Raw genomic sequence first — 23,167 nt, forward strand, 5'->3', positions numbered from 1 at the left:
TCTCTTGCGCCCATAGCGCGGCAGGCTGGACCAATCGACATCGGCGCCTTCAAATCGCATGTCTCTCGCTCCTGATGGAGGAAGTCATGCAGAAATCGATCGAACGCATCGCCGGCGAAAGCGAAGGGGTTTCCTACGAATTCCCGCTGTTCCGCTTCACTGGTTCCGACAAGGCTGCTCCTTCAGCCTATCTGCAGGCGGCACTCCATGCCGGCGAGTTGCCGGGTGTCGTCGCCATCGACGCGCTGATGCCGATGCTTGCCAGGGCGGAGGCCGAAGGCCGCATCAAGGGCAACCTCACCATCGTGCCCTGGGCCAACCCGATCGGCCGGGCGCAATATCATTTCGGCGAGCATCAGGGCCGCTTTCATCTCGGCACGCGCACCAATTTCAACCGCGGCTTTCCGCTGCTAACGGCGCCCGACACAGCGCTCTTGCCCGACACCACCCTTGGCAGCGTCGACCAGCGGCTGAAGACGCGGCTGGTGCAGCTGTCGCTCGGCCACGACATCGTGCTCGACCTGCACTGCGATGACGAGGGCCTCGCCTATCTCTACGTCCACACCAGCCTGTGGCCTGATATGGCCGATTGCGCCGCGGCCATGGGCGTCGACGCGGTCGTGCTGTGGAGCGAAGACACCGACGGCACCTTCGAGGGCGCCTCGATCATGCCCTATCAGAACGTCCCCGCCGATGTGGCCAAGCTCGACCGTCGCGTCGCCACCACCGTCGAATATCGCGGCATCCTCGATGTCGACGGTGCCTTGGCCGCCGCCGACGCCGACGGCCTCTACCGGCTGCTGGTGGCGCGCGGCGTGATCGCCGACAGCGCCCTGCCCGCGCCGGGTCCTTTCACCGGCTTCGTGGCGCCATTGGAAAACATCGACATGATGCCGGCGCCACGGGCCGGTGCCGTGCTCTATGACGTGAAGCCCGGCGACCGCGTCGCCAAGGGCGCGCGCCTCGCCACCATCGTCCATGCACCGGGTGAAGCCGATGGCCGCACCGAAGTGTTCGCGCCGCAGGACGGCATCATCCTGACCCGCCGCTCGCGCCGCATCATCCGCGCCGGCGAAGATCTTCTGAAGCTGGTCGGCGACAGGAAGAGCACTGATGCCCGATCGGGAACGCTGGAGGACTGACTTAGCCCGAAATAGCCAGTCGCGCCTTCGCCTCCAGCCATTCCGCCATCTGCCGGTAAGGCACCGGGCCGTGACTGATGCGGGCGACACCCAGTTCCGCCAGCCGCTGGCGCGGCGGCACATGCGCCAGCGCAATGATGTTGACCGGCAACGCAATTGCCTTGCAGAGCGTCTCGATCAGGCCTTCGTCGCCAAGGCCCGGCGCAAAGAAGCCGTGCGCGCCGGCTTTTTCGAAGGCCTGTGCGCGCTCGATGGCCTGGTCGAGCAGAACGTCATCATGCGCATCCGGTTTCGCCTTGAGGAAGATGTCGGTTCGAGCGTTGATGAACGCCGGTATGCCGGAAGCCTTGACGGCCGCCGCCGCGGCTTCGATGCGCTTTGCCTGCACGGAAATGTCATGCAGGCCGCTGCCACCGACAATCTGATCCTCGAAATTGAAACCGATAGCGCCGGCCCGCAGCGCCAACGTCACCGTGCGAGCGACGATTTCCGGGTCAACGCCGTAGCCGCCCTCGAGGTCCATGGTCACCGGCAGGTCGACCGACCCGACGATGCGCTTGATGTTGTCGAGCGCCAGTTCCAGCGGGATTTTCTCGCCATCGGCGTAGCCGAACGCGGCCGCGACCGGCCAGCTTCCGGTGGCGATCGCCTTGGCACCCGCTTTCTCGATGATCTTGGCCGAACCCGGATCCCAGGCATTGTAGAGGACGACCGGGTTGCCCTTGACGTGGAGGGAATGAAACGTCCGCGCGCGCTCGATCTGCTCGGTCATGGTTATTTTCCCGTCTTCCTGCTGTTGGATGAGCACTCTAAGCGGCACTGTCGGCTCTGGCGATGTGCCATGAGCCTGAGAAGCGGCGGCCAACGAACAGACTTTCAAACCTGTTGCGCATCCTTCTTTTCGCAGCTATGGATTTCGCCATGAACATGCGTTCGATCAAGACCATTTGGTGGTGGGCCTGCTGACAGCGGCCTGTTCGAACACGTGCGCGTGAATAGAGAAGGTGGCCGCAACGGAAAGTCCGGGCGGCCATTTGTTTTTTCCAAGCCATTCCCGGGTCCGTTGCCCCAAGAAGCTGATGGAGACGGCAATGACGATGAAGGTTCTGGAAAACGGCGCGGAAAGTTTCGTGACCGCGGGTGGCATCACCATCACCCGCGCGCGCCACGACCGGCCGTATGCGGGCGCGATCGACGCTTACGTCGACGGCCTGAATTCGCGCCGCGGCGCGGTGTTTTCCTCAAACTATGAATATCCCGGCCGCTACACGCGCTGGGACACCGCCATCATCGGCCCGCCTCTGGTTATCTCCGCGCGCGGCCGCGCCATGCGTGTCGAGGCCCTCAACGGCCGTGGCGAGGTGTTGTTGCCGGTCATCGGCAAGGCGCTGGGTAGCCTGGCCGATATCACCATCGCCGAGACATCGAAAAGGCTCATCCGTCTCGACGTCGCCAAGCCCGGCCGTGTCTTCACGGAAGAAGAGCGCAGCCGCGTTCCTTCGGTGTTCACGGTGCTGCGCGCCATCACCGCTCTGTTCAAGACCGAGGAAGACGCCAATCTAGGTCTCTACGGCGCTTTCGGCTACGATCTCGCCTTCCAGTTCGACCCGGTAGACTACAAGCTCGAACGCAAGCCAAGCCAGCGCGACCTGGTGCTGTTCCTGCCTGACGAGATCCTGGTCGTCGACCATTATTCGGCCAAGGCATGGACCGACCGCTACGACTATGCCGGCGAGGGTTTTTCGACCGAAGGGCTGCCGCGCGACGAAATCTCCGAGCCGTTCAAGAGCCCCGACCGCATCCCGCCGCGCGGCGACCATGAACCCGGCGAATACGCCGACCTGGTGCGCAAGGCGATGGATTCGTTCAAGCGCGGCGACCTGTTCGAGGTCGTGCCGGGCCAGATGTTCTACGAGCGCTGCGAGACGCAGCCGTCCGAGATTTCGCGCAAGCTGAAGGCCATCAATCCGTCGCCCTATTCCTTCTTCATCAATCTGGGCGAAGGTGAATATCTGATCGGCGCCTCGCCCGAAATGTTCGTGCGCGTCAACGGCCGCCGCGTCGAGACCTGCCCGATCTCGGGCACCATCAAGCGCGGCGACGACGCAATTTCCGACTCAGAGCAGATCCTGAAACTGCTCAACTCGAAGAAAGACGAATCCGAGCTGACCATGTGCTCGGACGTCGACCGCAACGACAAGTCGCGGGTCTGCGAGCCGGGTTCGGTGCGCGTTATCGGCCGGCGCCAGATCGAGATGTATTCGCGCCTGATCCATACGGTCGACCACATCGAAGGCAGGCTGCGCGAAGGCATGGATGCCTTCGATGCCTTCCTGTCGCATGCCTGGGCGGTCACCGTCACCGGCGCGCCGAAGCTATGGGCCATGCGCTTTATCGAGCAGAACGAGAAGAGCCCGCGCGCCTGGTATGGCGGCGCGATCGGCATGGTCAATTTCAACGGCGACATGAACACCGGCCTGACGCTCCGCACCATCCGTATCAAGGACGGCATTGCCGAAGTGCGCGCCGGCGCCACATTGCTGTTCGACAGCATTCCCGAGGAAGAAGAAGCCGAAACCGAACTGAAGGCATCCGCCATGCTCTCCGCCATCCGCGACGCCAAGACAGGCAATTCCGCCAGCACCGAGCGCACCACCGCGCGCGTCGGCGACGGCGTCAACATCCTGCTGGTCGACCACGAGGACAGTTTCGTCCACACGCTGGCCAATTATTTTCGCCAGACCGGCGCCAACGTCTCGACCGTTCGCTCGCCGGTGCCTGAGGAAGTCTTCGACCGGCTGAAACCCGACCTCGTCGTGCTATCGCCCGGCCCCGGCACGCCGAAGGACTTCGATTGCGCCGCAACCATCAAGAAGGCGCGCGCCCGCGAACTGCCGATCTTCGGCGTCTGCCTTGGCCTGCAGGCATTGGCCGAGGCCTATGGCGGCGAACTGCGGCAGCTGCACATACCGATGCACGGCAAGCCGTCGCGCATCCGCGTCTCCAAGCCCGGCATCATCTTCTCGGGCCTGCCCAAGGAAGTCACCGTCGGCCGCTACCACTCGATCTTTGCCGATCCGGTGCGGCTGCCCGACGATTTCATCGTCACGGCCGAGACCGAGGACGGCGTCATCATGGCCTTCGAGCACCGCAAGGAGCCGATCGCCGCAGTGCAATTCCACCCGGAATCGATCATGACGCTCGGGCACAATGCCGGCATGCGCATCATCGAGAACATCGTCGCCCACCTGCCGCGCAAGGCCAAGGAAAAGGCCGCCTGACGATCATGGCCGAAGCCGAGAACACGATGGCGATCGCGGCCAAGGCGGCCGCGAAGCGCAAGGTCGCGAACCTCGCCTTCTGGTCGATTATCGTCGCCTTTGTCGTGCTCGCGCTGAAAGCTGCCGCCTGGTACGTCACCGGCTCAGTCGCACTCTATTCGGACGCACTGGAATCGATCGTCAACGTCATCGCCTCGGTCGCCGCCTTCTGGGCGATCCAGATCAGCCACAAGCCGGCCGACCAGGATCATCCCTTCGGCCATCACAAGGCCGAGTATTTCTCGGCAGTGCTGGAAGGCGTGTTGATCGTGCTTGCCGCGCTATTGATCCTCAACGAGGTCTGGCGCTCCTGGCAGACTCCGTCACCCTTGGAACAGCCTTGGGAAGGTCTTGCGGTCAACGGCGTTGCCACGATTATCAACGCCTTCTGGGCCTGGACGCTGATCCGCGCCGGCAGGGCGGAGAAATCACCGGCACTGGTCGCCGACGGCAACCACATCATGACCGACGTGGTGACCTCGATCGGGGTCTTCGGCGGCCTGGTCGGGGCGATCCTGACCGGTTGGCAGATCCTTGACCCCGCACTTGCCGTCCTCGTGGCTTTGAACATCCTGTGGCAGGGCTGGCATGTCATAGGCTCGTCGATGAACGGCCTGATGGACCGCGCCGTCGACACCCAGGAACACATGCGCATCCGTGACGTCATCTCGGCCAATTGCAAGGGCGCGCTCGAGGTGCACGACCTCAAGACGCGCATCGCCGGCCGCGCCACCTTCATCGAGTTTCATCTGGTCGTCGACGCAGACATGTCGGTCGGCGCCAGCCATGTCATCTGCGACCGCATCGAGGACGCGCTGAAAGCCGAAATCCCCTCGGTGCGCGTCACCATCCATGTCGAGCCCGACGACGAGGCCAAGCTGCCGAAGGGCACAACCGCCGTGCCGTTTGCCTGAGGCGATTTCCTGTAGCGACTTGGGAAAATTAACCGAAGCTTCTCGACTTCGTCATCCACGGGCGAAGCAGGAGCGAAGCTCCGTCGCGGAGACCCGAAGATCCATGCCGCGACCTTGTCCGTAGAGTGCAGCGGAACAGAATTCTGCACCGCAGCAGCGCTCAGATGTCACGCATGAATCCTATGGTCTGCGCCGCCAGTCTCTATCGGCCTTCCAAAGCTGCCTCAACAAAATCGTCGTCAAGTGGCCCGGTCAAACTGTCGAGCCAGACCCAATCCTGCGCAAGCGGTTCGAGAACGACCGCTCGGCCCTCGCGACGGATTGAAATCTCGCCGGTATCGAAACGGTATTTCTTCGGCATGCGTACTGCTTGCGATCCGCCAGACCAAAAGACTTTTGCCTTATCCATTCGCGCCCTCCATTGAAGCTCAAGGCGAGCAGGCCGATTGCGGCATCGGCTGCAGCCGATAGACCTTGTCGTCGGATTTCGTCTTTCCGGCGTCCGCCTTCGAACACAGGTCGACGATTGCAAGCGCGCTGTTTGGGTTGGCCAGCATCATCGTGCCGTTGGCGCCACGCTTGAGGAAAATCTCCTTCTGCGCGATGTCGCAGGAGAAATCGCTCATCTTCGTGCCGGCCGCGCAGCGCCACTGGTCGGCTTCGCCCTGGCAGGAATAGGTCTGCGTCACCTTAGCCGATTTCTGCCGTGTGGTGACGGTAACGGCAATGTCGGCGCCGTCTGGCCAATTGGCGGTGTCACCGCCCGAGGCGAAGGACGCCAGTTCTACCTTGCCGCGGAAAACCCGGATCGACTGGGTGAGTTGATCGGGGTGCGAGCCGAGATGCGCTGCATCGTAGTCGCGCCCGTAGCAGAACGCCTGGTCCGGCTTCAGCCGCTCGCGCAACGGAGCTCCGAGCGCAGCGGCGACTGGATCGATGCGCGCGAACTCCGCCTGGCAGGTCGCTGCCGGCATCGGGTCGAGGCGGAAATTGTCATCCTCCGAGCCGAGCGCCTGCCTGTCATATTCCGCTGCGCCAAGCTCCTCTTCTGATCCGGCATCGAGATAGATGTCGGGCTGCAGATCCGAGAGGAACAGCCGACCCTTGTCATCGACCTTCAGCGACGCAAGCGTCCGGTCGCATTCCATGCCGCAATGGACCGGGCCCGTCTTGCCGTCCTCGGAAGCATGATTGCACCAGCCGCCGGCCCATTCAGGCGACTTGGCGCCGCGCACGGTGGTGGCGATGAAGGCATTGTAGGACGTGTCGGAATTCCCGGTCGGCTCCTCGTTCGGCCGGCTGACCGGATCATGGCCGTAGTAGAAGAAGATCCGCCCCACCTTCTGCTTCGGGTGCGCCTTGAGATGCCCCGCATCATAGACGCGGCCGAAACAGGCGTCAGCGCCGTTCGGACTGAGTTCGGTGAGCTTCAGCGCATCGTCGGCGGAGGCCGATCCGGCAAGCGCGCCGAGCAGCACGGCGCCAAACCCGGCGCCGGCAACCGTCTTCCATTCCCCCAACCCAAACGCCCATTCCTTCAACGCCATGTGACCTCTCCTCCGCATCGAAAGGACGCAACGGCAATTTATGCTAGTATTGCGGCTGGAGTCACGCAATTCGCGGTCAGCCGCCAAGCGGAGGAGGATGCCATGCGCAGGCGCGATATGTTCCGCACGGTTCTTGCCGGAACCGGAACGCTTCTCGGTCTGCGGGCAGCACAGGCAGCCGCCACCGAGCCCACAAGGCAAAAAGTCGCCTACCACTTGAGCGACACCGACAAGGTCAATTTCGTGCTCGGCAACATCAAGAACCATTATGAAGGCACCGGCGGCAAGGTCGACATCGTGCTGGTCGTGCATGGTCCCGCGCTCGCGGCCTTCAAGTCGAAAGGCATATCGGCCGCGATTTCCGGGCGCTTCGCCGGCCTGGTGCAGCAGGGACTGGAACCCCACGCCTGCGCCAACACCATGCACGGCATGGACATCACACTCCCCGACCTGCTCGCCGGATTTCATGCCGCCGACAAGGGCGGCGTCGTCAAACTCGCCGAACTGCAAGGCCAGGGTTACGCCTATCTGCGTCCGTAGAGCGGTTTGTTTGACGCAAATCCCCCGGGCAAAGCGCTCACACTTTTCCTTGAATTGCTCCAAGGCTTGAACACCGGGGTGGCAAGGGCCTACGAAGGGCAGGCAGACATCCCGGAGGAAGAACCGTGCCAGCCACCACACTCAGCATACCCGATCTTGCCGGCAAGGCAGTGCTGGTTACCGGTGCATCGACCGGCATCGGGGCGGCGCTCGCGCTGGCCTATGCAGCGCAGAAATGCAAGGTGGCGCTGCATTATAACTCGAGCCGCGACGCCGCCGAGAAGCTCGGCCTGACGATTGCCGACAAGGGCGGCGAGGTGTTTCTCGTCCAGGGCGATTTCTCCGTTGCCGCCGATGTCGAGCGCGTCGTCGAGGACAGTGCGCAATATTTCGGCCGCCTCGACGGGCTGGTCAACAATGCCGGCGGCATGCTCGGCCGCATCCCCTATGCCGAGCAGACCGAGGCGCACTACGATGCGGTGATGGACCTCAACGCCCGTTCGGTGCTGACTGCTTCGCGCAAGGCGATCCCGTGGCTGAAGAAACAGGGCGGCTTCATCGTCAACACCTCCTCGATCGCCGCCCGCAATGGTGCGGGCGGCGGCGCCGGGCTTTACGGCTCGGCCAAGGCCTTCGTCTCCAATGTGACGCGTGGCATGGCCAAGGAGCTGATCGGCTTCGGCATCCGCGTCAACGCGGTGGCGCCCGGCACAATTCTCACCCCGTTCCACGAGCGCTATTCGACCGACGAGCAGATCAAGGGCATGGTCGCCACCATTCCGCAGGGACGCGCGGGCACGGCGCAGGATTGCGTCGGCGCCTATCTGTTCCTCTCTTCCGACCTTCTCAGCGGCTACATCACCGGCCAGGTGATCGAGGTGAATGGCGGCCAGTTGATGCCTTGAACGGCTATCGGCATACTGGCGATCTGCACGCTCTTGTCGAAAACCTCAAAGGGAGACAACGGAATGTACGGACTGATCGGCAAGATGCGGGCGTCGCGCGGCCAGCGCGACGCGGTCATGGACCTCCTGCGCGCCAGCACCGGCGCCCTGCCGGGCTGCCTGAGCTATATCATCGCCCGCGATCCCGCGGACGCCGACGCGATCTGGGTCACCGAAGTGTGGACCGACGCCGAAAGCCACAAGGCCTCGCTGCAGCTTCCCGAAGTCCAGGCGGCGATCGCCAAGGCGCGGCCGTTCATCGCCGGCTTCGAATTCCAGGTCGAGACCCACCCCGTCGGCGGCTTCGGCCTGGCCGACAGCAAGACGGGGTGAGTTCGATGCCAATTTTGAGGAGCAATCTTTGACGCAGACAGTAAACATTCGCGATGCGAAAGCTCATCTGTCGCGCCTTGTGAGACGTGCAGCCCAAGGCGAGTCGTTTGTTATTGCCAAAGCCGGCAAGCCGTTGGCCAGAATCGTGCCGATCGAACAGCCGGCGCTGCAGGCGCGACGGGTCGGTTTTATGGCCGGCCAGTTTTCCGTCCCCGACGATTTCGACCGCACGGGTCGCAATGAGATCGAGCAACGGTTCAACGCCGGCTTGTGAGACCTGTTACTCGACACCTGGGCGGGTGAAACAATCATTTTTCTGTGAATCGCGGTTCGCATTTTTCGCCCTGCGGGTCTAAGAGCGAAACATGGATTCCTCGGCCGAGCAGCCCTCCCCGGACCTGCCCACACTCGAGCGCATGGCGCGGATGCGCAAGCTCTGGCAGTGGCTTGCCCTGCTGGTTGTTTCCTTGCTGTTTGCCGGCGCGCTGGAACTCGCCGCCCTGCCGGCGGCGCTGCTGATCGGGCCGATGCTGGCCGCCATCGTCGCCGGCACCAATGGCGCCACGGTGCGCGTGCCGCGTCTTCTGTTCGGCGCCGCCCAGGCGATCGTCGGCTGCCTCGTCGCGGCGTCGATCTCGGCCGACATCTTTCCGGTCTTCTACAAGGAATGGCCGCTGTTTCTTGGCGTCGTGGTGGCCACCGTCACGGCCTCCAGCCTGCTCGGCTGGCTGATCAGCCGCTGGCGCATCCTCCCCGGCACCACCGCCGTCTGGGGCTCGTCGCCGGGTGCGGCCACCGCCATGGTGCTGATGGCGGGTGCCTTCGGCGCCGATCAGCGGCTCGTCGCTTTCATGCAATATCTGCGCGTCATCTTCGTCTCGATGACGGCGGCACTCGTTGCCAAGATGTGGGTCGACACGTCTGAGGTCGAAATCCCCGCCATCGTCTGGTTTCCGCCGATCGATGCCCAAGCCTTCGCCGCCACCATCGGCATCGCGGTCGTAGGCGGCCTGGCGGGAAAGTTGTGCCGACTGCCCTCGCCCTTCTTCCTCGGCACCTTCATCTTCGGCACCGTCGTCCATCTCGGCTTGGGCGTGGAAATGCAATTGCCGCAATGGCTGCTGGCCGTCAGCTACGCCATGGTCGGCTGGTCGATCGGCCTGAACTTCACAAGGGCGATCCTGCGCCATGCGGCGCGCGCCTTGCCGCAGATCATCGCCTCGATCGTGGCCTTGATCGCCTTTTGCGGCGGCCTTGCCTTCATGATCAGCCATCTCCTGGGCATCGATCCGCTGACCGCCTATCTGGCGACCAGCCCCGGCGGCATGGACAGCATCGCCATCATCGCTGCAGCAGCGCAGAACGTCGACATCTCTTTCGTCATGGCCCTGCAATCAGCACGCTTCCTGATCGTGCTGCTGATCGGCCCGAGCGTGGCGCGGCTGGTGGCGAGAAGCGTCAGGCAATAGGCAGCGGCTAGTCCTCGCCGCCCTCGCCCACGCTGTGCGCGTCCCGGCGCCAGTAGGCCGTAACCAGGTGGCGGTCGCGCGGCAGGCCCCACTGTTTACGCACGATCTTGCGGATCTCCCGGAAGTCACCGAATTCGCAACTGGCCCAGACGTACAGGCCGTCGGCAAGCGCCATCTGATTGCGCTCACGCAAGGCGGTCGACAACAGGCCCGCGGTGCCGGCCTCGCGGCCGTGCCGGTAAAGCCAGGTGATGTCGATATTATCCCCTTGCGCCAGCGCCATCCGGTCGTCCGGCCCATCGATCTCGATCAGCGCCTCAGCGCGTGTTGACGGCGGCAGATCTTCCAGAATCCTGCCTATGGCGGGAAGTGCTGTGTCGTCGCCGAGCAGAAGCAAGGTCTGCGCCACCGGAGCGTCGCCGCCACCGGGTCCGATCATGCCGATGACATCTCCCGCCTGTGCATTTTGCGCGAAGCTGGCGGCGGGCGTCTCCTGGCCGGGGTGCAGCACGAAATCGACATCGAGCCAGCCGCTTGCGGCATCCAGCGCCCGGATCGTGTAGACCCGCACGGCAAGCGCATCGTCGCCCGAAGGCCAGACAATCAAGCCATCGGCACCGATCGACGGCCAGAGCGGCTGGCGGCCAGCCGGCGGCAGCAGCAGCCGTATGTGCAGGCCGCCATGGCTAAACCGGCCGAGATCCTTACCGGCGAAGCGCAGACGCTGCATATGCGCCGAGATCCGCGTCGACGACATCACCGTGATCTCGCGGAAGAAGACCGGCATGCCGGCGTCAATGCCGTCGCCTTGCCAATGGATGCCCCTGGTCGTGCCGAGATGTTCGGCGACATGGCCGGCAACCGTCATCTTCATGTAGGACAGGCAGGTTTCGTCGGACGCCGCGACGCGGATCAGTACGCTTTCATCATCGAGCGTGGCGCTCAACGAACCATAATAGAGGCGAAGCTCCCATTGGTCGGCGACGCCGGTGTCGATCTCGAATTCGCTGTGCTCGGCGCGCAGCCGGTCCATCACCGACCTGATCGCCGCGTCGCTGATCCGGGTTTGCGCGCTCAATTGGTCCATCATTCAAGTCCTATGCAACAGTTCGGGGCAAGCGCCGCAGCGCCCCCGCGGTCAGCGGCATGCCACAGCCGCTCAATCGCTTCCACACAAACATGACTATCACTGTCATATTATGCGATGAACGCCTAGCGCGCCGCAAGGCGATCGGGAAGGAAATCGACGAACACGCGCACCTTCGGCGACAAATGGCGGTTGGAAGGCCACAGCATCCGGAACTGGCCACGGCCGTCGACATGACCGTCGAGAACGGTACGCAGCCTGTCTTCGTGCAGCGCCTCACGCACCAGGAAATCCGGCATGCAGGCGATGCCGAGGCCGGCGATCGTGGCGCCCTTCAATGCTTCCATGTTGTTGCAGGTCAGCATCGAGCGGATCTGCGGTTCAGCGCTTCCGGTTATGAACGGCCACTCCAGCAGCCTGCCGCTGTTGAGGAAGCGGAAGTTTATGCCGAAATGCCTGATGAGATCCGCCGGCTCGCCGGGTGTGCCATGGCGCTCGAGGTAGGAGGGCGCCGCGCACAGCAGCATGCGGAAGGGCGCAACGGGTCTCGACACGAGGCGCGAATCAGGCAGCTCGCCGCTGCGGATCGCGACATCGATGCCCTCGTCGATGACGTCGACGATCCGGTCGTTGAAATCGATATCGAGCTCGATCTCGGGATAGCGGGCCATGAACTCCGACAGCACCGGCAGCAACAGATGATAGGTGACGATCGGGGTGGATATGCGCAGCCGCCCACGCGGTGTTTCCCGTGTCCGCGACAGCATCGCCTCGGCATCGTCGATGTCGTCGAGGATGCGGCGCACCCGCTCGTTGAACAGCTTGCCCTCTTCCGTCAGGCCAATGCGCCGCGTGCTGCGCTGCAGGAGCCGCACGCCGAGTTCCTGCTCGAGCCGGGCGACACTTTTGCCGACAGCGGAAGCCGAGATGCCAAGCGCCCGTCCGGCAGCGACGAAATTGCCGAATTCGGCGGTGCGGGCAAAGGCCAGGAGCCCGTTGAGACGATCCATCGTGTCATTCCATTCGAGCGTTTCAGTCCGATATACCAGGAGATATAACACCATTTTTCCGGAAATGCCGACGACCTATCTTGTCATCACGACCGGCTCCGCAATCGCGCGGCCCACCGGCGAGTGCTGTTTCAGATAGGAAAATCCATGACTTCCAGGACCACAACCGGCTCTGCCGAGAGATGGCTCGTGCTCTTGTCCGTGTGCCTTGCCGCCATGACGATGCCATTGACCTTCACCGGTCCGGCCGTCGCTCTGTCGCGCATCGCGGCCGATCTCGGCGGCAGTCCCATCGAGCTCAACTGGGTGACCAACGCCTTCATGCTGACCTTCGGCGCCACCCTAATGGCGTCGGGCGCCCTGGCCGACAACCACGGCCGCAAGCGCCTCTTCCTCGTCGGCCTCTCCCTCTATATCCTGGCATCACTGGGCGCGATGCTGGCGCCGGACATCATCTGGTTCGACATCTTCCGGGCCGTGCAGGGGATCGGCAGTGCGGCCGCCTTCGCTGGCGGCGCCTCGGCACTCGCCCAGGAATTCGAAGGGCCATTGCGGCTGCGCGCCTTCAGCTTTCTCGGCACCAGTTTCGGCATCGGCCTCGCCTTCGGCCCGATCGCGTCGGGCCTGCTTATCTCCGCATTCGGCTGGCGGTCGATCTTTCTTCTGGTTGCGGCACTCGCGATTGCCGCCGCCATGCTCGGCCTGCGCACCATCAGGGAATCGCGCGACCCGGATGCGACGGGCCTCGACTGGGCGGGAGCCGGCACCTTCACGATCGCGCTGGCGTCGCTGACCTATGGCGTGCTCCAGGCGCCGCAGAGCGGCTGGGCTGATCCCCTCGTCGTCACGCTTCTGGCCGCTTCTATCATCTGTTTTGTCGCCTTCGTCGTTGTCGAGCGGCAAGCACAACGGCCGATGCTCGATCTCACGCTGTTTGCCTACCCCCGCTTCGTCGGCGTCCAGTTCCTGGCTGCGGCACCCGCTTACGCCTTCGTCGTCCTGCTCGTCCTGTTGCCGATCCGTTTCATCGGCATCGAAGGGATGAACGAGATCAAGGCCGGGCAATTGATGATCTGCCTCTCAGGTCCGCTGCTGATCCTGCCGATGCTCGCCGGCCAGCTGGCGCGCTGGATCGCACCGGCCACCATCTGCGGCGTCGGCCTGCTCGTCGCTGCCGCCGGGCTTGTCTGGCTGAGCCTGACACCACCGGTCGATAGTGCGCTGATGGCGCCGCTGATGCTGATCGGCGTCGGCATCGCTCTGCCCTGGGGATTGATGGACGGGCTTGCGGTCAGCGTCGTGCCGAGGGAGCGCGCCGGCATGGCGGTCGGCATCTTCAACACCACCCGCGTCGCCTGCGAGGGTGTGGCGCTGGCGATCGTCATGGCGACGCTTTCCGGCTTTGCCGCCGCGCAGCTCGCCGCACAAGGAATGGCATCTTCGACGGACGCAGCGGCGGCAGCCCAGTTGCTGGTGACCGGCAATCTCGGCGAAGCAGCACAACATCTGCCCCAAGCCGGAGCCATTGTTCTGGTCCAGGCCTACGAGACGGCGTTCGACAGGCTGCTGATCGTGTTGGCGGCGATCACCGTCGTCACCGCCCTTGTCGTCTTCCTTGGCCTGCGTCGCGTATCGGCTTCGGAGCGCGAAACCGCCGCCCTGCCGGCATGCCAGGAAGGGTAGCCGTCAGCGGACGGGCCTCGCTATCAATCCAGCCTGTGCATCAGGTCCTCATCCAGCCAACGGCCGAAGAAATAGACCAGTTGCTTGTGCCACCACGGCCAGTCGTGGCTGACATCGCCGCCCCAGTAATCGACCCAGGCGGGAATGGATTTGTCGCGCAGGATCTGTTCCAACCTGCGCGTCTCGACCAGCATCCGCTCTTCCCACGCGCCCTGCCCGCAGCAGAAGATCAGCCTGAGCGTCTTCAGCCGGGCCAGCAGTTTGGGATCGACGATGCCGGGCAGATAGTCGAGTGGCGAGTTGTAGAAGATGTCGCCCTCGAGCGCTCTGCCGAAAAAATCGCGCGCCGAATAGACGCCCGACAGCGCGATGACGCCGCTGGTGAGTTCGGGAAAGCGGAAGACGAAGTTCGAGGAGTGATAGCCGCCCATCGAACAGCCCGAGAACAGCGGCTTCAGCTTGCGCCCGCCATTGGCCTGCTCGGCCGTGGACAGGAAGTCCGGCAGCGCTTCCTCGCGCACATAGCGGAAATAGGCCTCGTGGCGGGCAATGCGATGGGCCGCGTCGGCATGCTTGTCGAAGAAGGATTCCGAATCGACGCCGTCGACCGTGAACAGCTGGATGCGGCCGGTGTCGATGAATTCGGCCAGTGCGCCCACCCCGCCGGAATCCTCGAACTGGTAGAACCGGCCCTGCGAGGTCGGAAACACCACCACCGGCCGGCCGGCATGGCCGTAGCGCTTGTATTCCATGTCGCGGCCGAGCTGGCTCGAGAAATTCTTGTGATAGGAAATGTCCATCGCCTCACGCCTTTTCCGCGTGGATGTACGCGACTGCTTCGCGCAGCGCTGCTTCGTCTTTCGAGCGCATCTGGTAGGCGTAATTTCCCATGGCGCGGCTGAAAACCTCTTCGATGGCCTGATGGTGGACGATCTTGTCGCGGTGCGCGGCTAGCACGTCCTCATGGCTGTGCAAATAGTGGAGGCGTCGCTTGCGGCTGGCATAGGCGGTGAAATATTTGCCCTCGTAAGGGCCGCCGGCGGCATCCCTGACCACCATGTCGGCCCACGCCGCATAGACATCGATGTCGAACGTATAGTTGATCGCATCGGTCATCCAGGCGCCGGGCGGGCGCATGTTGACCTCCAGCGCGATGACACGGTCGTCCTTGGTCTCGAACAGCTCGATGTGGAAGAAGCGTTCACGCACGTCGAATGCTTTCAGGATCTTTCGACCGGCCTCCTCGACCGCCGGGTTGATCCTGGGAAAGCAGGTATAGCTCATGTGGCGGTCCTTGTTGACCACCTCCATGACGCTCTGGTCGTAGCGGTGGCTGGCCGCCAGCACCACCTCGCCGTCGCGGTTGACCAGCCCGTCATAGGTCACCACCAGCCCCTCGATGAACTGCTCCATGACGAAGGTCACGTCCTCGGGCTTGTCCCGGAAGAACTGGTCGAGCTCCTTGGCGTTGGAGATCTTGAAGGTGTTCGATGCGCCGGAACCGCTGTCGGGCTTGACCACCACCGGATAGCCGACGCGCCGGATAAAGGTCATGGCCCCGGCGCGGTCGGAACATTTGCGTTGCGCGATGGTGTCGACGCCGCTCTTGCGGAAGAAGGCACGCATGCGGCTCTTGCGCTTCAGGTTCTTCACGAAATCGAGCTTGGTGCCGTAGATGTTGAAATCGGTGCGGATGTTGGCTTCCAGCTCCAGCCAGTGTTCGTTGAGCGATTCGAAGCGGTCGATGCGGCCCCACTTGTGGATGAAATGCCCCATTGCCCGGAACACCGGATCATAGTCCTCCATGTCGGCGACACGGTAGTACTCGCTGAGCGCCGCCTTCAGCTTTGCGTCGAGCGCGTCATAGGGCGCGTCGCCGATACCGAGCACCCTGGCCCCGGCCTTCTTCAAACGGTCGCAGAAATCCGCGCCATTGGCGGGAAAATGCGGCGAGAAGAACACGAAATTCATGGACGACCCCTCCCGGCGACTGGACATCGCAACCCGTCGCCCAAGTCTGGCCCATTTGCCGCGCCTGGGGAAGAGCACGCGCGTCGGGGTGCCGCCCGTCTCAACCAGCCGGCAGACAAATCGGACAACTCATCTGCTGCCTAATCCGGACGACTGCTTACGACACGGCCTGCCGAACTCAGCTGAACAAAGGCCTGGCGGCGGCAGTCAGTTCGGCGGTGTTGGCAGCTTTTGTGCCGAAAGTTTTTTAATGATAGGAATTTTTTCTTGACTCCCTGCCCTCAGCTAAGGTACATTTTCATCCATGGTGCTGATTTGCGCCAGTGACCCGCCGCACAGGCGGGTTTTTCGTTTGACGCTTCGTCGGCCAACGCGCCGGCAAAGGCTCCGAAGCCCGTTAACCCGGATTCGTTGTCCTGCACGGCCTGCGGCCCGCTTCATCCCCCAGCCTCCATTCGCTGGCGATAAAACCGGACAACTCACGTGCTACCTAATCCGGACAACTCATGTGCTTACGACACGGCCCGCGGCCCACTTGCCTCCCACAAGCCGCTCCTGTAAGAGAACCGCCATGAACACGCGCGCCAGCAACGCTTCCCGTCCGACCGGTTTTTCCGGCGAGACCGTGCGCGCGCTGGCTTCGACCCTGCTTCTTCTCGGCCTTATCGGCGATCGCCGGGTTCGCTGAAGGAGCGCCCGGCGGTCGAACCGCCGCGCAAGCGCATGCTCCTTGGCAATCACATCAAGCGAACGAAATTCTGGTAAAGGCGCCGCTCGCCATCAATCCACCTGAAGGTGGATCCATGAGCCGCCGGGAGAAACGACGATGAACGCACGAGAAGAGATCCGCTCCGATGCCGCGGTAGCCGACACGGATTCGGCCAAAGGCATGCCCGACGCAGCCCGCAAATATCAGCCCTATCCGACCGTCGGTCTCACCGATCGCACCTGGCCCTCGAAGGTTATCGACAAGGCGCCGATCTGGTGCTCGGTCGACCTGCGCGACGGAAACCAGGCGCTGATCGATCCTATGGGCCATGAGCGCAAGGCACGCATGTTCGGCCTGCTGCTCGACATGGGCTTCAAGGAGATCGAGATCGGCTTCCCGTCGGCCTCGCAGACCGATTTCGACTTTGCCCGCTGGTGCATCGAGGAAGGCAACGTACCCGCCGATGTCTCGCTGCAGGTGCTGGTGCAGTGCCGGCCGGAGCTGATCACCCGCACCTTCGAGGCGCTGAAGGGCGCCACCAACCCGATCGTCCATTTCTACAATTCGACCAGCGAATTGCAGCGTCGCGTCGTCTTCGAGAAGGACGTCGGCGGCATCAAGCGGATCGCCACCGACGCCGCCAAGATGATCACCGACATGGCGGCCAAGGCCGGCGGAGGCTTTCGTTTCGAGTATTCGCCGGAAAGCTTTACCGGCACCGAGCTGGAAGTTGCGCTGGAGATCTGCAACGCCGTCACCGAGATCGTCAGGCCGACCGCTGACAACAAGCTGATCATCAACCTGCCCTCGACGGTCGAGATGTCGACACCCAACATCTATGCCGATCGCATCGAGTGGATGTGCCGCAACCTCGACAACCGGGAGAACCTGCTGGTCTCGCTGCATCCGCACAATGACCGCGGCACCGGCATCGCCACCACCGAGCTCGGCCTGATGGCCGGCGCCGACCGTGTCGAAGGCACGCTGTTCGGCAATGGCGAGCGCACCGGCAATGTCGACATCGTCACGCTGGCGCTGAACATGTACACGCAAGGTGTCGATCCGTTGATCGACTGCTCCGACATCAACCGGATGAAGGACGTCTATGAATATTCGAACCAGTTGAAGATCCCCGAGCGCCACCCCTATGTCGGCGAACTCGTCTACACCGCCTTTTCCGGTTCGCACCAGGATGCCATCAACAAGGGCATGAAGGCGCTGAAGAAGGCCAATACGAGCCTGTGGGAAGTGCCCTATCTGCCGATCGACCCGGCCGATGTCGGACGCAGCTACGAAGCCATCATCCGCATCAATTCGCAGTCCGGCAAGGGCGGCATCGCCTATGTGCTGCAGGCCGATTACGGCCTCAATTTGCCGCGCAACCTGCAGATCGAGTTCAGCCAGGAAATCCAGGCGATCACCGATGCCGAGGGCAAGGAAGTGCCGGCCAGGCGCATCTACGAGCGCTTTCTCGAGACCTATGTCGACCAGCCCGGCGCGCGGCTGAAATTCCTCGATCACCACACCTATCCCAGCACCGAGATCAAGGGCCGGCGCGTCGTCGAGGCGGTCATCCTCGACAACGGCAAGGAACTGACGATATCGGGCACAGGCACCGGCCCGATCGACGGCTTCGTCGATGCGCTGTCACGTCATCTCGGTGTCGAGATGTCGGTGCTCGACTATTCCGAACACTCGATGCAGCGCGGCTCGAACGCGTCGGCCATTTCCTATGTCGAGATGGAATATCCCGGCGGCAAGCTGTTCGGCGCAGGCATCAACACCAACATCGTCGCCGCCTCGCTGGAAGCAGTGATGTCCGCCGCCAACCGTATCGTCGGCAAAAAAGCCGGCTGACGCCCGACGGGAACAAAGATCGGAACCGTCCCAATCTGGTGATCGGTTCCGACCTTTCGGGCCGTTAACCACCGCGGAATTATCCGGTGGGTACGTGATCGCATAATGGGGTGTATACTTGTGTGGTGGTGCGGGACCTATATGATCGCGCCTCAACCTGTGCCGACTTCGAGAGGATCGACACTTGCAGCATGCCACGCCTGCCGCCCCCGCAGTGCGCGAGACACTGGAGCGACTGCTTGCCAGCCAAACGTTCGGCCGATCCGAACGCGCGCGCAAGCTGCTACGTTATCTTGTCGAACGTGAACAGGCCGGCGAAGCCGACAGGCTCAAGGGCTTTTCCATTGCCATGGATGTTTTCGGCAAGGACGGCGATTTCGACCCGTCCACCGATGCCGTGGTGCGGGTGCAGGCAGGCAGGCTGCGCGAGCTTCTGCAGCACTATTTCGCCAATGAGGGAATTGCCGAACCGGTCCGCATCGCCATTCCGCGCGGCGGCTATGTTCCTGCCTATGAATCGAATGCGATCGGCCTGCCGGATATTGCCGAGGCTGTTCCCGAACTCAGGCTGGACGGCGCATCCGCCGATCGGTCAAACGAAGCCGGCACGGGCACGCCGGAGGCGATGTCTCTGACTTCCGTACCGACTTCGCCTGCCCCCTCGGTGGCGCGCCATCTCCGCTTTTTCTGGATGGCGATCGCGCTGGTCATCGCCATGCTGGGCGTACTGATTCTTCGCCAGGGCAGCACTGCCTTGCTGGCAGGCGGCGACATCTCGGCAACGCCGGAGACCGCTGGTGCAACCGCAAGCATCACATCGTCGGCAAGGGCTGACGCCCTGCCGCAAGTCTATATCGGACTCAAGGCTGACGGCCCCGACGCCAGCCGTGTCGCCGCATCGCTGCGCGCCGGCCTGAGTGGCTTCGATACGATCGACTTCATCGGTCGCGACACCGTCAACGATCCAGCCGACGACGCTGCGAGCTTCATATTCGACATCCTGCCCGGACCGGACGCGGGCGATATCACGATAGAACTGCAAAGCATGGCGTCCGGACGGGTGCTTCTATCGCGCAATCTCACCCCTGCCGACAGCGCACCTGCGGCGGTCGAAGACCGTATTGCCGACATGCTGAGCTTGGCACTCCCCGCCTCCGGCACCATCTACAACTATATCGAGCAGACCGGCACGCCAAACGGTCTGACGCAGTGCCTGCTGCTCAACGGCAAATATTACCTCGACCAGAACGCCAGGACCCATGAGGCGGCCTATCGTTGCCTCGAGAAGCTGGCCAATGGTGGAACCAAGTCCTCGCTCGTCTATTCGGAACTTGCTTCCCTGCATCTCGAGGCGGTGTCCGATCATTACGCCTATCCGCCCAACGCGACGATTGAAACAGCCGTCGAGTTTGCCCATCGCGGCGTGCAGATGGGTCCGACCAGCCCTTATGCGCATCGCGCCTACGGCTATGTCAGTTCGCGCCTCGGCAATACGGACGAATCAATCCGCTGGATGCGCAAGGCCTATGAACTCAACCCCTACGATCTCGGCATGGCCGCCGCTTACGGCTACGGGCTGATCTTCGCCGGACGATACGCCGAGGGAACGCCGATCCTCGATCATGCGGCGGAGACCTTCAGCGGACACCCGACATGGTGGGACTATGGGCTGTTCGTCGGTGAGCTCATGCTCGGCGACACGAACAAGGCAGTCGCGGCCAGCATGGCACTGAGAACGACGGCAACGAAATCACACTATCTGGCGGCACGGCTGATCGGCGCCAAGGCTGCCGGACAGGACCATCTGGTGAGCACGCTGCTGAAACAGTTGACCACCGAGTTCCCCAAATTTGCCGCCGATCCGCGGGCGACTTTCGTCGAGCGGAAATATCCGGCCGACCTGACCGACCGGCTGGTTCAGGCACTGCGTGTTGCCGGGCTCGGCAGCCCGAGCTGACACCATCGACGTCCGCGCACTGGCTGCGCCATGTCCCGATGGGTTTACTGCGCTCGATCGCCGAATGCCGGTTGATCCCCAAGTTCTGTACACAACCGTACAAATCGCGAAAATTTTACTGGTCATCATGTCGGACTAGGAGCAATTCAGCCACGATTGGTGTCGCGCATTCTGCAATAACAAAAAATCAGCTTTCATGACCGCATCACTTTTTGCCGCCGAAGAGGGTGTTGGCTCGAAGGCCATCGTCCTGCTGCACGGTTTCGGCGGCTGCCACGATGTATGGCGCGAGGTGATTTCCGCTCTGACGCCTTCCACGCATACGCTGGCCTATGATCTGCCTGGGCATGGGATGTCGCTCGACTTTCCCGCCGCCGGTCCGGCCAGGGTGGCGGCCAAGGCCGTGCTGACCGACCTCTCGGAGCGTCGCCTGAAGCGCGTTCATCTCGTGGGCCACTCGATGGGTGGTGCCGTGGCGGCGCTGATGGCGCTGGCCGAGCCCGAAAAGATAGCCTCGCTGACGCTTCTGGCGCCGGGCGGCCTTGGCCCCGAAATCAATGGACCGCTGTTGCGCCGCTATGCCGAAGCCGCGGATCGGTCCGAGATCCGCTCCTGCCTCTCCGTGATGTCGGGACCTTCTGCCCTGCCGCTCGAACATACGGTAGACATCCTTTGGGAAATGCGCAGGCGACCCGGCCAACTCGAAAAGCTGGTCGGGATCGCGGCCGCCATGACCGTGGACGATCGGCAAGGCGTCATCCCGCACGATCGCCTCGATCGGCTGAACATGCCGGTAATGGTGGCATGGGGAACCAGCGATGCGGTGCTGCCCTTTACCCAGGCGGATGACCTGCCGGCGCATTTTCACGTGCACCACGTGCTGGAGGCGGGCCACATGCTGGCCGAGGAAGCACCCGACCTCGTTGCCGAGATCATTCGCCGCAACACCAGCCGCCGCGCCAGGCCGCACCGCCAGAAATTCGCCGCAGCAGCAAGCTGACCTTTTCGCGCACGACGACCCTCCTGAGCATCCCGACGCCGTCGATCTCGCCAGTGCATTTTGCCGGCGGCTGTGTTAACCCAGTGTTAACCAAACCCACGAGGCAGACGCCGATGAAGGAAGCAGGCGAGAAGACCATCGACCAGTCGAAGAAACTGTCCGATGCCATCCGTGATGTCAAAAATGCCTTCGCCGACCGCGACGATGTCGTCGTCGACATGCGCGAGGCGCATCGCATGCGTCTCGATCTGCTTGCCGCCGAGCTGGCGCCGGTTTTTGCCGATGTTCCGGCCGACATGGACAATTTCGACTTTGTCGTCTCGTCGGGCTTGCAGCCGCGCCTGTGGATCGACGCCATCAGCCATGTCGCCATGGGGCGCGACCGCCGCACCTATCGCTTCCTCAAGGACACCCGCATCGGCCGGGTGGTGCTTGCCGAATCCACTGAGATGAAATCGGTTGCCGATTCCGTGACGCGCTATGTCGCCGAGCGCATCGTCGAGCGTCAGAGGATGCTGGAAGGCGGCGTCGAACCCGCCGTCGCCGGCCTGAAACGTGCGTATGTGCCAGAAGCCGAACCGCCGCTGCGCGCGACGGAGCGCGGCAAACGCTGGTCGGCCCTTCTGTCCGGGCTTGGCCTGGTCGCTGCCGGCGCACTGGTCGGCCTTGTGGTGTCGGTCGTCCTGTTCTGGGACCGCATCGTGGCCATGGTTATCAATTTGCGGCCATAGCGGCCTCGGCGCCAAGCTCCACCGTCTGCAGATCGGATGGCGGTATGGACGGCCCGGTCAGGCCGCGCCGTGTCAGCCGGATCCGCCAGTTTCCCTTTTCACCGTCAATGTCGAACAGATTATACTGCGCCGCCGGGTGCTTGCCACCCGGCGCCTGGCCGGCGGCAGCGACACCGACCGCCGGGATCCTGACGCCTCGACCGCCGATGAAGAACAGCGACGGCAGATGCGAATGGCCGTGCAGCACAAGGTCGGCGCCATGGCGGCGAATGATCTTGTTGAAGCGGGCGATGCCGAACAGCCGCTTGTGCTGCGGGACCGCGCCGCGCACCGGCGGATGATGGATCATGATGACGCGGAACAGCCCCTGTCCGGCAGTGTCCTGGAGGATTTTGCCGAGCCTATCCCCCTGGCCTTCCATGAAAAACCCATTGGCCATGAAGGGTGCCGTGGCGCGCGCCGTCGAGACGCCGATCAGCGCGACATTGCCGCGTACACGCAGATAGGGGAAGGCGTTGCGGTCGACCGGCGTGTTGACGCCGTCGCCGCTCATCCACGCCGCCCAGGACCGGCAGACCTTGTCGAAGGCGCCCGGCACATAGGCGTCGTGATTGCCCGGAACGACCGAAACATCATGCGGCGGCCCCAGCGTCTCCAGCCAGTGCCTGGCCATCTCGATCTCGCCGTCGAGCGCCAGATTGACCAGGTCGCCGGTGACGGCGAGGTGATCAGGCGTGTTCGCCTTGATGTCGGCGACGATCGTGTCAATGACCGCATCATGCATATGGCGGCGGCGGTTGCGCTGCCAGTTGACATAGCCGAGCACGCGCTTGGAGGCAAGATCGCGATAGGATACATCGGGGAGCGGCCCCAGATGGACATCGGAAATATGCGCGAGCCTGAACATACAACCTTCATAGGCGACCCGCGCGCGGCTTTCCACCCACGGTTTC

The 23,167-nt window shown here is 63.2% G+C and carries 21 protein-coding genes; 13 read left to right on the plus strand and 8 right to left on the minus strand.

What is annotated here, in order from left to right:
* The first annotated feature begins 86 nt into the window (after positions 1 to 86).
* A complete protein-coding gene (locus tag AC0L2D_RS22730; RefSeq protein ID WP_473542482.1) occupies positions 87 to 1,142 on the plus strand; it encodes a M14 family metallopeptidase in 1,056 nt (351 codons plus the stop codon).
* A gap of 1 nt (position 1,143) precedes the next feature.
* Here AC0L2D_RS22730 and AC0L2D_RS22735 read toward each other — a convergent pair whose 3' ends face one another.
* A complete protein-coding gene (locus AC0L2D_RS22735; protein ID WP_024504525.1) occupies positions 1,144 to 1,914 on the minus strand; it encodes an isocitrate lyase/PEP mutase family protein in 771 nt (256 codons plus the stop codon).
* Positions 1,915 to 2,233: 319 nt separating this feature from the next.
* On the opposite strand from AC0L2D_RS22735, the gene AC0L2D_RS22740 reads away from it, so the two are divergent.
* On the plus strand, positions 2,234 to 4,423 hold the full coding sequence (locus AC0L2D_RS22740) for an anthranilate synthase (protein WP_473542484.1): 2,190 nt from the start codon (positions 2,234 to 2,236) through the stop codon (positions 4,421 to 4,423).
* 5 nt (positions 4,424 to 4,428) lie between these two features.
* Positions 4,429 to 5,376, plus strand: coding sequence for a cation diffusion facilitator family transporter (locus tag AC0L2D_RS22745; protein WP_013529938.1), 948 nt, complete (start codon positions 4,429 to 4,431; stop codon positions 5,374 to 5,376).
* Positions 5,377 to 5,578: 202 nt separating this feature from the next.
* On the opposite strand, the gene AC0L2D_RS22750 is transcribed toward AC0L2D_RS22745, so the two are convergent.
* A complete protein-coding gene (locus AC0L2D_RS22750) occupies positions 5,579 to 5,785 on the minus strand; it encodes an antitoxin (protein WP_032808618.1) in 207 nt (68 codons plus the stop codon).
* Positions 5,786 to 5,804: 19 nt separating this feature from the next.
* A complete protein-coding gene (locus tag AC0L2D_RS22755) occupies positions 5,805 to 6,923 on the minus strand; it encodes a hypothetical protein (protein WP_473542486.1) in 1,119 nt (372 codons plus the stop codon).
* A 102-nt stretch (positions 6,924 to 7,025) separates the two neighbouring features.
* Here AC0L2D_RS22755 and AC0L2D_RS22760 point away from each other — a divergent pair, with 102 nt between their 5' ends.
* The 5 genes from AC0L2D_RS22760 (at position 7,026) to AC0L2D_RS22780 (ending at position 10,209) form a co-directional block, all read left to right on the plus strand.
* Positions 7,026 to 7,463, plus strand: coding sequence for a DsrE family protein (locus tag AC0L2D_RS22760; protein WP_013529935.1), 438 nt, complete (start codon positions 7,026 to 7,028; stop codon positions 7,461 to 7,463).
* A 125-nt stretch (positions 7,464 to 7,588) separates the two neighbouring features.
* The gene (locus AC0L2D_RS22765) at positions 7,589 to 8,368 is read left to right on the plus strand and encodes an SDR family NAD(P)-dependent oxidoreductase (RefSeq protein ID WP_013529934.1); all 780 of its coding nucleotides are present in this window, start codon (positions 7,589 to 7,591) and stop codon (positions 8,366 to 8,368) included.
* Positions 8,369 to 8,431: 63 nt separating this feature from the next.
* Positions 8,432 to 8,740 (plus strand): putative quinol monooxygenase, encoded by a 309-nt coding sequence (locus AC0L2D_RS22770; protein ID WP_013529933.1) that lies wholly within the window; start codon positions 8,432 to 8,434, stop codon positions 8,738 to 8,740.
* A 28-nt stretch (positions 8,741 to 8,768) separates the two neighbouring features.
* Complete coding sequence (locus AC0L2D_RS22775) at positions 8,769 to 9,014, plus strand: type II toxin-antitoxin system Phd/YefM family antitoxin (protein ID WP_127368478.1); 246 nt, start codon at positions 8,769 to 8,771, stop codon at positions 9,012 to 9,014.
* A gap of 91 nt (positions 9,015 to 9,105) precedes the next feature.
* Positions 9,106 to 10,209 carry an AbrB family transcriptional regulator gene (locus AC0L2D_RS22780; RefSeq protein ID WP_473542489.1) on the plus strand — a complete coding sequence of 368 codons (1,104 nt, stop codon included), beginning with the start codon at positions 9,106 to 9,108 and terminating at the stop codon, positions 10,207 to 10,209.
* 7 nt (positions 10,210 to 10,216) lie between these two features.
* Here the strand turns inward: AC0L2D_RS22780 and AC0L2D_RS22785 are convergent, their stop codons facing one another.
* Positions 10,217 to 11,296 (minus strand): siderophore-interacting protein, encoded by a 1,080-nt coding sequence (locus tag AC0L2D_RS22785; protein ID WP_275952408.1) that lies wholly within the window; start codon positions 11,294 to 11,296, stop codon positions 10,217 to 10,219.
* Between the two features lie 125 nt (positions 11,297 to 11,421).
* Positions 11,422 to 12,306 carry a LysR family transcriptional regulator gene (locus tag AC0L2D_RS22790; protein ID WP_013529929.1) on the minus strand — a complete coding sequence of 295 codons (885 nt, stop codon included), beginning with the start codon at positions 12,304 to 12,306 and terminating at the stop codon, positions 11,422 to 11,424.
* 147 nt (positions 12,307 to 12,453) lie between these two features.
* Here AC0L2D_RS22790 and AC0L2D_RS22795 point away from each other — a divergent pair, with 147 nt between their 5' ends.
* Positions 12,454 to 13,989 (plus strand): MFS transporter, encoded by a 1,536-nt coding sequence (locus AC0L2D_RS22795; RefSeq protein ID WP_064994765.1) that lies wholly within the window; start codon positions 12,454 to 12,456, stop codon positions 13,987 to 13,989.
* 23 nt (positions 13,990 to 14,012) lie between these two features.
* Here the strand turns inward: AC0L2D_RS22795 and AC0L2D_RS22800 are convergent, their stop codons facing one another.
* Positions 14,013 to 14,789 carry an esterase family protein gene (locus AC0L2D_RS22800; protein ID WP_275952407.1) on the minus strand — a complete coding sequence of 259 codons (777 nt, stop codon included), beginning with the start codon at positions 14,787 to 14,789 and terminating at the stop codon, positions 14,013 to 14,015.
* A 4-nt stretch (positions 14,790 to 14,793) separates the two neighbouring features.
* Positions 14,794 to 15,960 carry an ATP-grasp domain-containing protein gene (locus AC0L2D_RS22805; protein WP_024504514.1) on the minus strand — a complete coding sequence of 389 codons (1,167 nt, stop codon included), beginning with the start codon at positions 15,958 to 15,960 and terminating at the stop codon, positions 14,794 to 14,796.
* An 826-nt stretch (positions 15,961 to 16,786) separates the two neighbouring features.
* Between AC0L2D_RS22805 and leuA the strand changes: the two genes are divergently transcribed.
* From leuA to AC0L2D_RS22825, 4 genes are all read left to right on the plus strand, one after another.
* Positions 16,787 to 18,526 (plus strand): 2-isopropylmalate synthase, encoded by a 1,740-nt coding sequence (gene leuA, locus AC0L2D_RS22810; protein ID WP_032899463.1) that lies wholly within the window; start codon positions 16,787 to 16,789, stop codon positions 18,524 to 18,526.
* Between the two features lie 184 nt (positions 18,527 to 18,710).
* The gene (locus AC0L2D_RS22815; protein ID WP_473542493.1) at positions 18,711 to 20,483 is read left to right on the plus strand and encodes a tetratricopeptide repeat protein; all 1,773 of its coding nucleotides are present in this window, start codon (positions 18,711 to 18,713) and stop codon (positions 20,481 to 20,483) included.
* A gap of 196 nt (positions 20,484 to 20,679) precedes the next feature.
* Complete coding sequence (locus tag AC0L2D_RS22820; RefSeq protein WP_027162195.1) at positions 20,680 to 21,483, plus strand: alpha/beta fold hydrolase; 804 nt, start codon at positions 20,680 to 20,682, stop codon at positions 21,481 to 21,483.
* 113 nt (positions 21,484 to 21,596) lie between these two features.
* Positions 21,597 to 22,214, plus strand: coding sequence for a hypothetical protein (locus AC0L2D_RS22825; protein ID WP_224675208.1), 618 nt, complete (start codon positions 21,597 to 21,599; stop codon positions 22,212 to 22,214).
* Here AC0L2D_RS22825 and AC0L2D_RS22830 read toward each other — a convergent pair.
* Positions 22,198 to 23,121 carry a metallophosphoesterase family protein gene (locus AC0L2D_RS22830; RefSeq protein WP_013529920.1) on the minus strand — a complete coding sequence of 308 codons (924 nt, stop codon included), beginning with the start codon at positions 23,119 to 23,121 and terminating at the stop codon, positions 22,198 to 22,200. The genes AC0L2D_RS22825 and AC0L2D_RS22830 overlap by 17 nt on opposite strands.
* Positions 23,122 to 23,167 lie beyond the last annotated feature (46 nt).

It is taken from the genome of Mesorhizobium sp. WSM4833, assembly GCF_055811095.1.

Excerpts from the sequence above, each read along its gene's own strand:
- AC0L2D_RS22730 (WP_473542482.1), top strand. The coding sequence starts at position 87 with ATGCAGAAATCGATCGAACGCATCGCCGGCGAAAGCGAAGGGGTTTCC.
- AC0L2D_RS22735 (WP_024504525.1), bottom strand. The coding sequence starts at position 1,914 with ATGACCGAGCAGATCGAGCGCGCGCGGACGTTTCATTCCCTCCACGTC.
- AC0L2D_RS22740 (WP_473542484.1), top strand. The coding sequence starts at position 2,234 with ATGACGATGAAGGTTCTGGAAAACGGCGCGGAAAGTTTCGTGACCGCG.
- AC0L2D_RS22745 (WP_013529938.1), top strand. The coding sequence starts at position 4,429 with ATGGCCGAAGCCGAGAACACGATGGCGATCGCGGCCAAGGCGGCCGCG.
- AC0L2D_RS22750 (WP_032808618.1), bottom strand. The coding sequence starts at position 5,785 with ATGGATAAGGCAAAAGTCTTTTGGTCTGGCGGATCGCAAGCAGTACGC.
- AC0L2D_RS22755 (WP_473542486.1), bottom strand. The coding sequence starts at position 6,923 with ATGGCGTTGAAGGAATGGGCGTTTGGGTTGGGGGAATGGAAGACGGTT.
- AC0L2D_RS22760 (WP_013529935.1), top strand. The coding sequence starts at position 7,026 with ATGCGCAGGCGCGATATGTTCCGCACGGTTCTTGCCGGAACCGGAACG.
- AC0L2D_RS22770 (WP_013529933.1), top strand. The coding sequence starts at position 8,432 with ATGTACGGACTGATCGGCAAGATGCGGGCGTCGCGCGGCCAGCGCGAC.
- AC0L2D_RS22780 (WP_473542489.1), top strand. The coding sequence starts at position 9,106 with ATGGATTCCTCGGCCGAGCAGCCCTCCCCGGACCTGCCCACACTCGAG.
- AC0L2D_RS22785 (WP_275952408.1), bottom strand. The coding sequence starts at position 11,296 with ATGGACCAATTGAGCGCGCAAACCCGGATCAGCGACGCGGCGATCAGG.
- AC0L2D_RS22790 (WP_013529929.1), bottom strand. The coding sequence starts at position 12,306 with ATGGATCGTCTCAACGGGCTCCTGGCCTTTGCCCGCACCGCCGAATTC.
- AC0L2D_RS22795 (WP_064994765.1), top strand. The coding sequence starts at position 12,454 with ATGACTTCCAGGACCACAACCGGCTCTGCCGAGAGATGGCTCGTGCTC.
- AC0L2D_RS22800 (WP_275952407.1), bottom strand. The coding sequence starts at position 14,789 with ATGGACATTTCCTATCACAAGAATTTCTCGAGCCAGCTCGGCCGCGAC.
- AC0L2D_RS22805 (WP_024504514.1), bottom strand. The coding sequence starts at position 15,960 with ATGAATTTCGTGTTCTTCTCGCCGCATTTTCCCGCCAATGGCGCGGAT.
- leuA (WP_032899463.1), top strand. The coding sequence starts at position 16,787 with ATGAACGCACGAGAAGAGATCCGCTCCGATGCCGCGGTAGCCGACACG.
- AC0L2D_RS22820 (WP_027162195.1), top strand. The coding sequence starts at position 20,680 with ATGACCGCATCACTTTTTGCCGCCGAAGAGGGTGTTGGCTCGAAGGCC.
- AC0L2D_RS22825 (WP_224675208.1), top strand. The coding sequence starts at position 21,597 with ATGAAGGAAGCAGGCGAGAAGACCATCGACCAGTCGAAGAAACTGTCC.
- AC0L2D_RS22830 (WP_013529920.1), bottom strand. The coding sequence starts at position 23,121 with ATGTTCAGGCTCGCGCATATTTCCGATGTCCATCTGGGGCCGCTCCCC.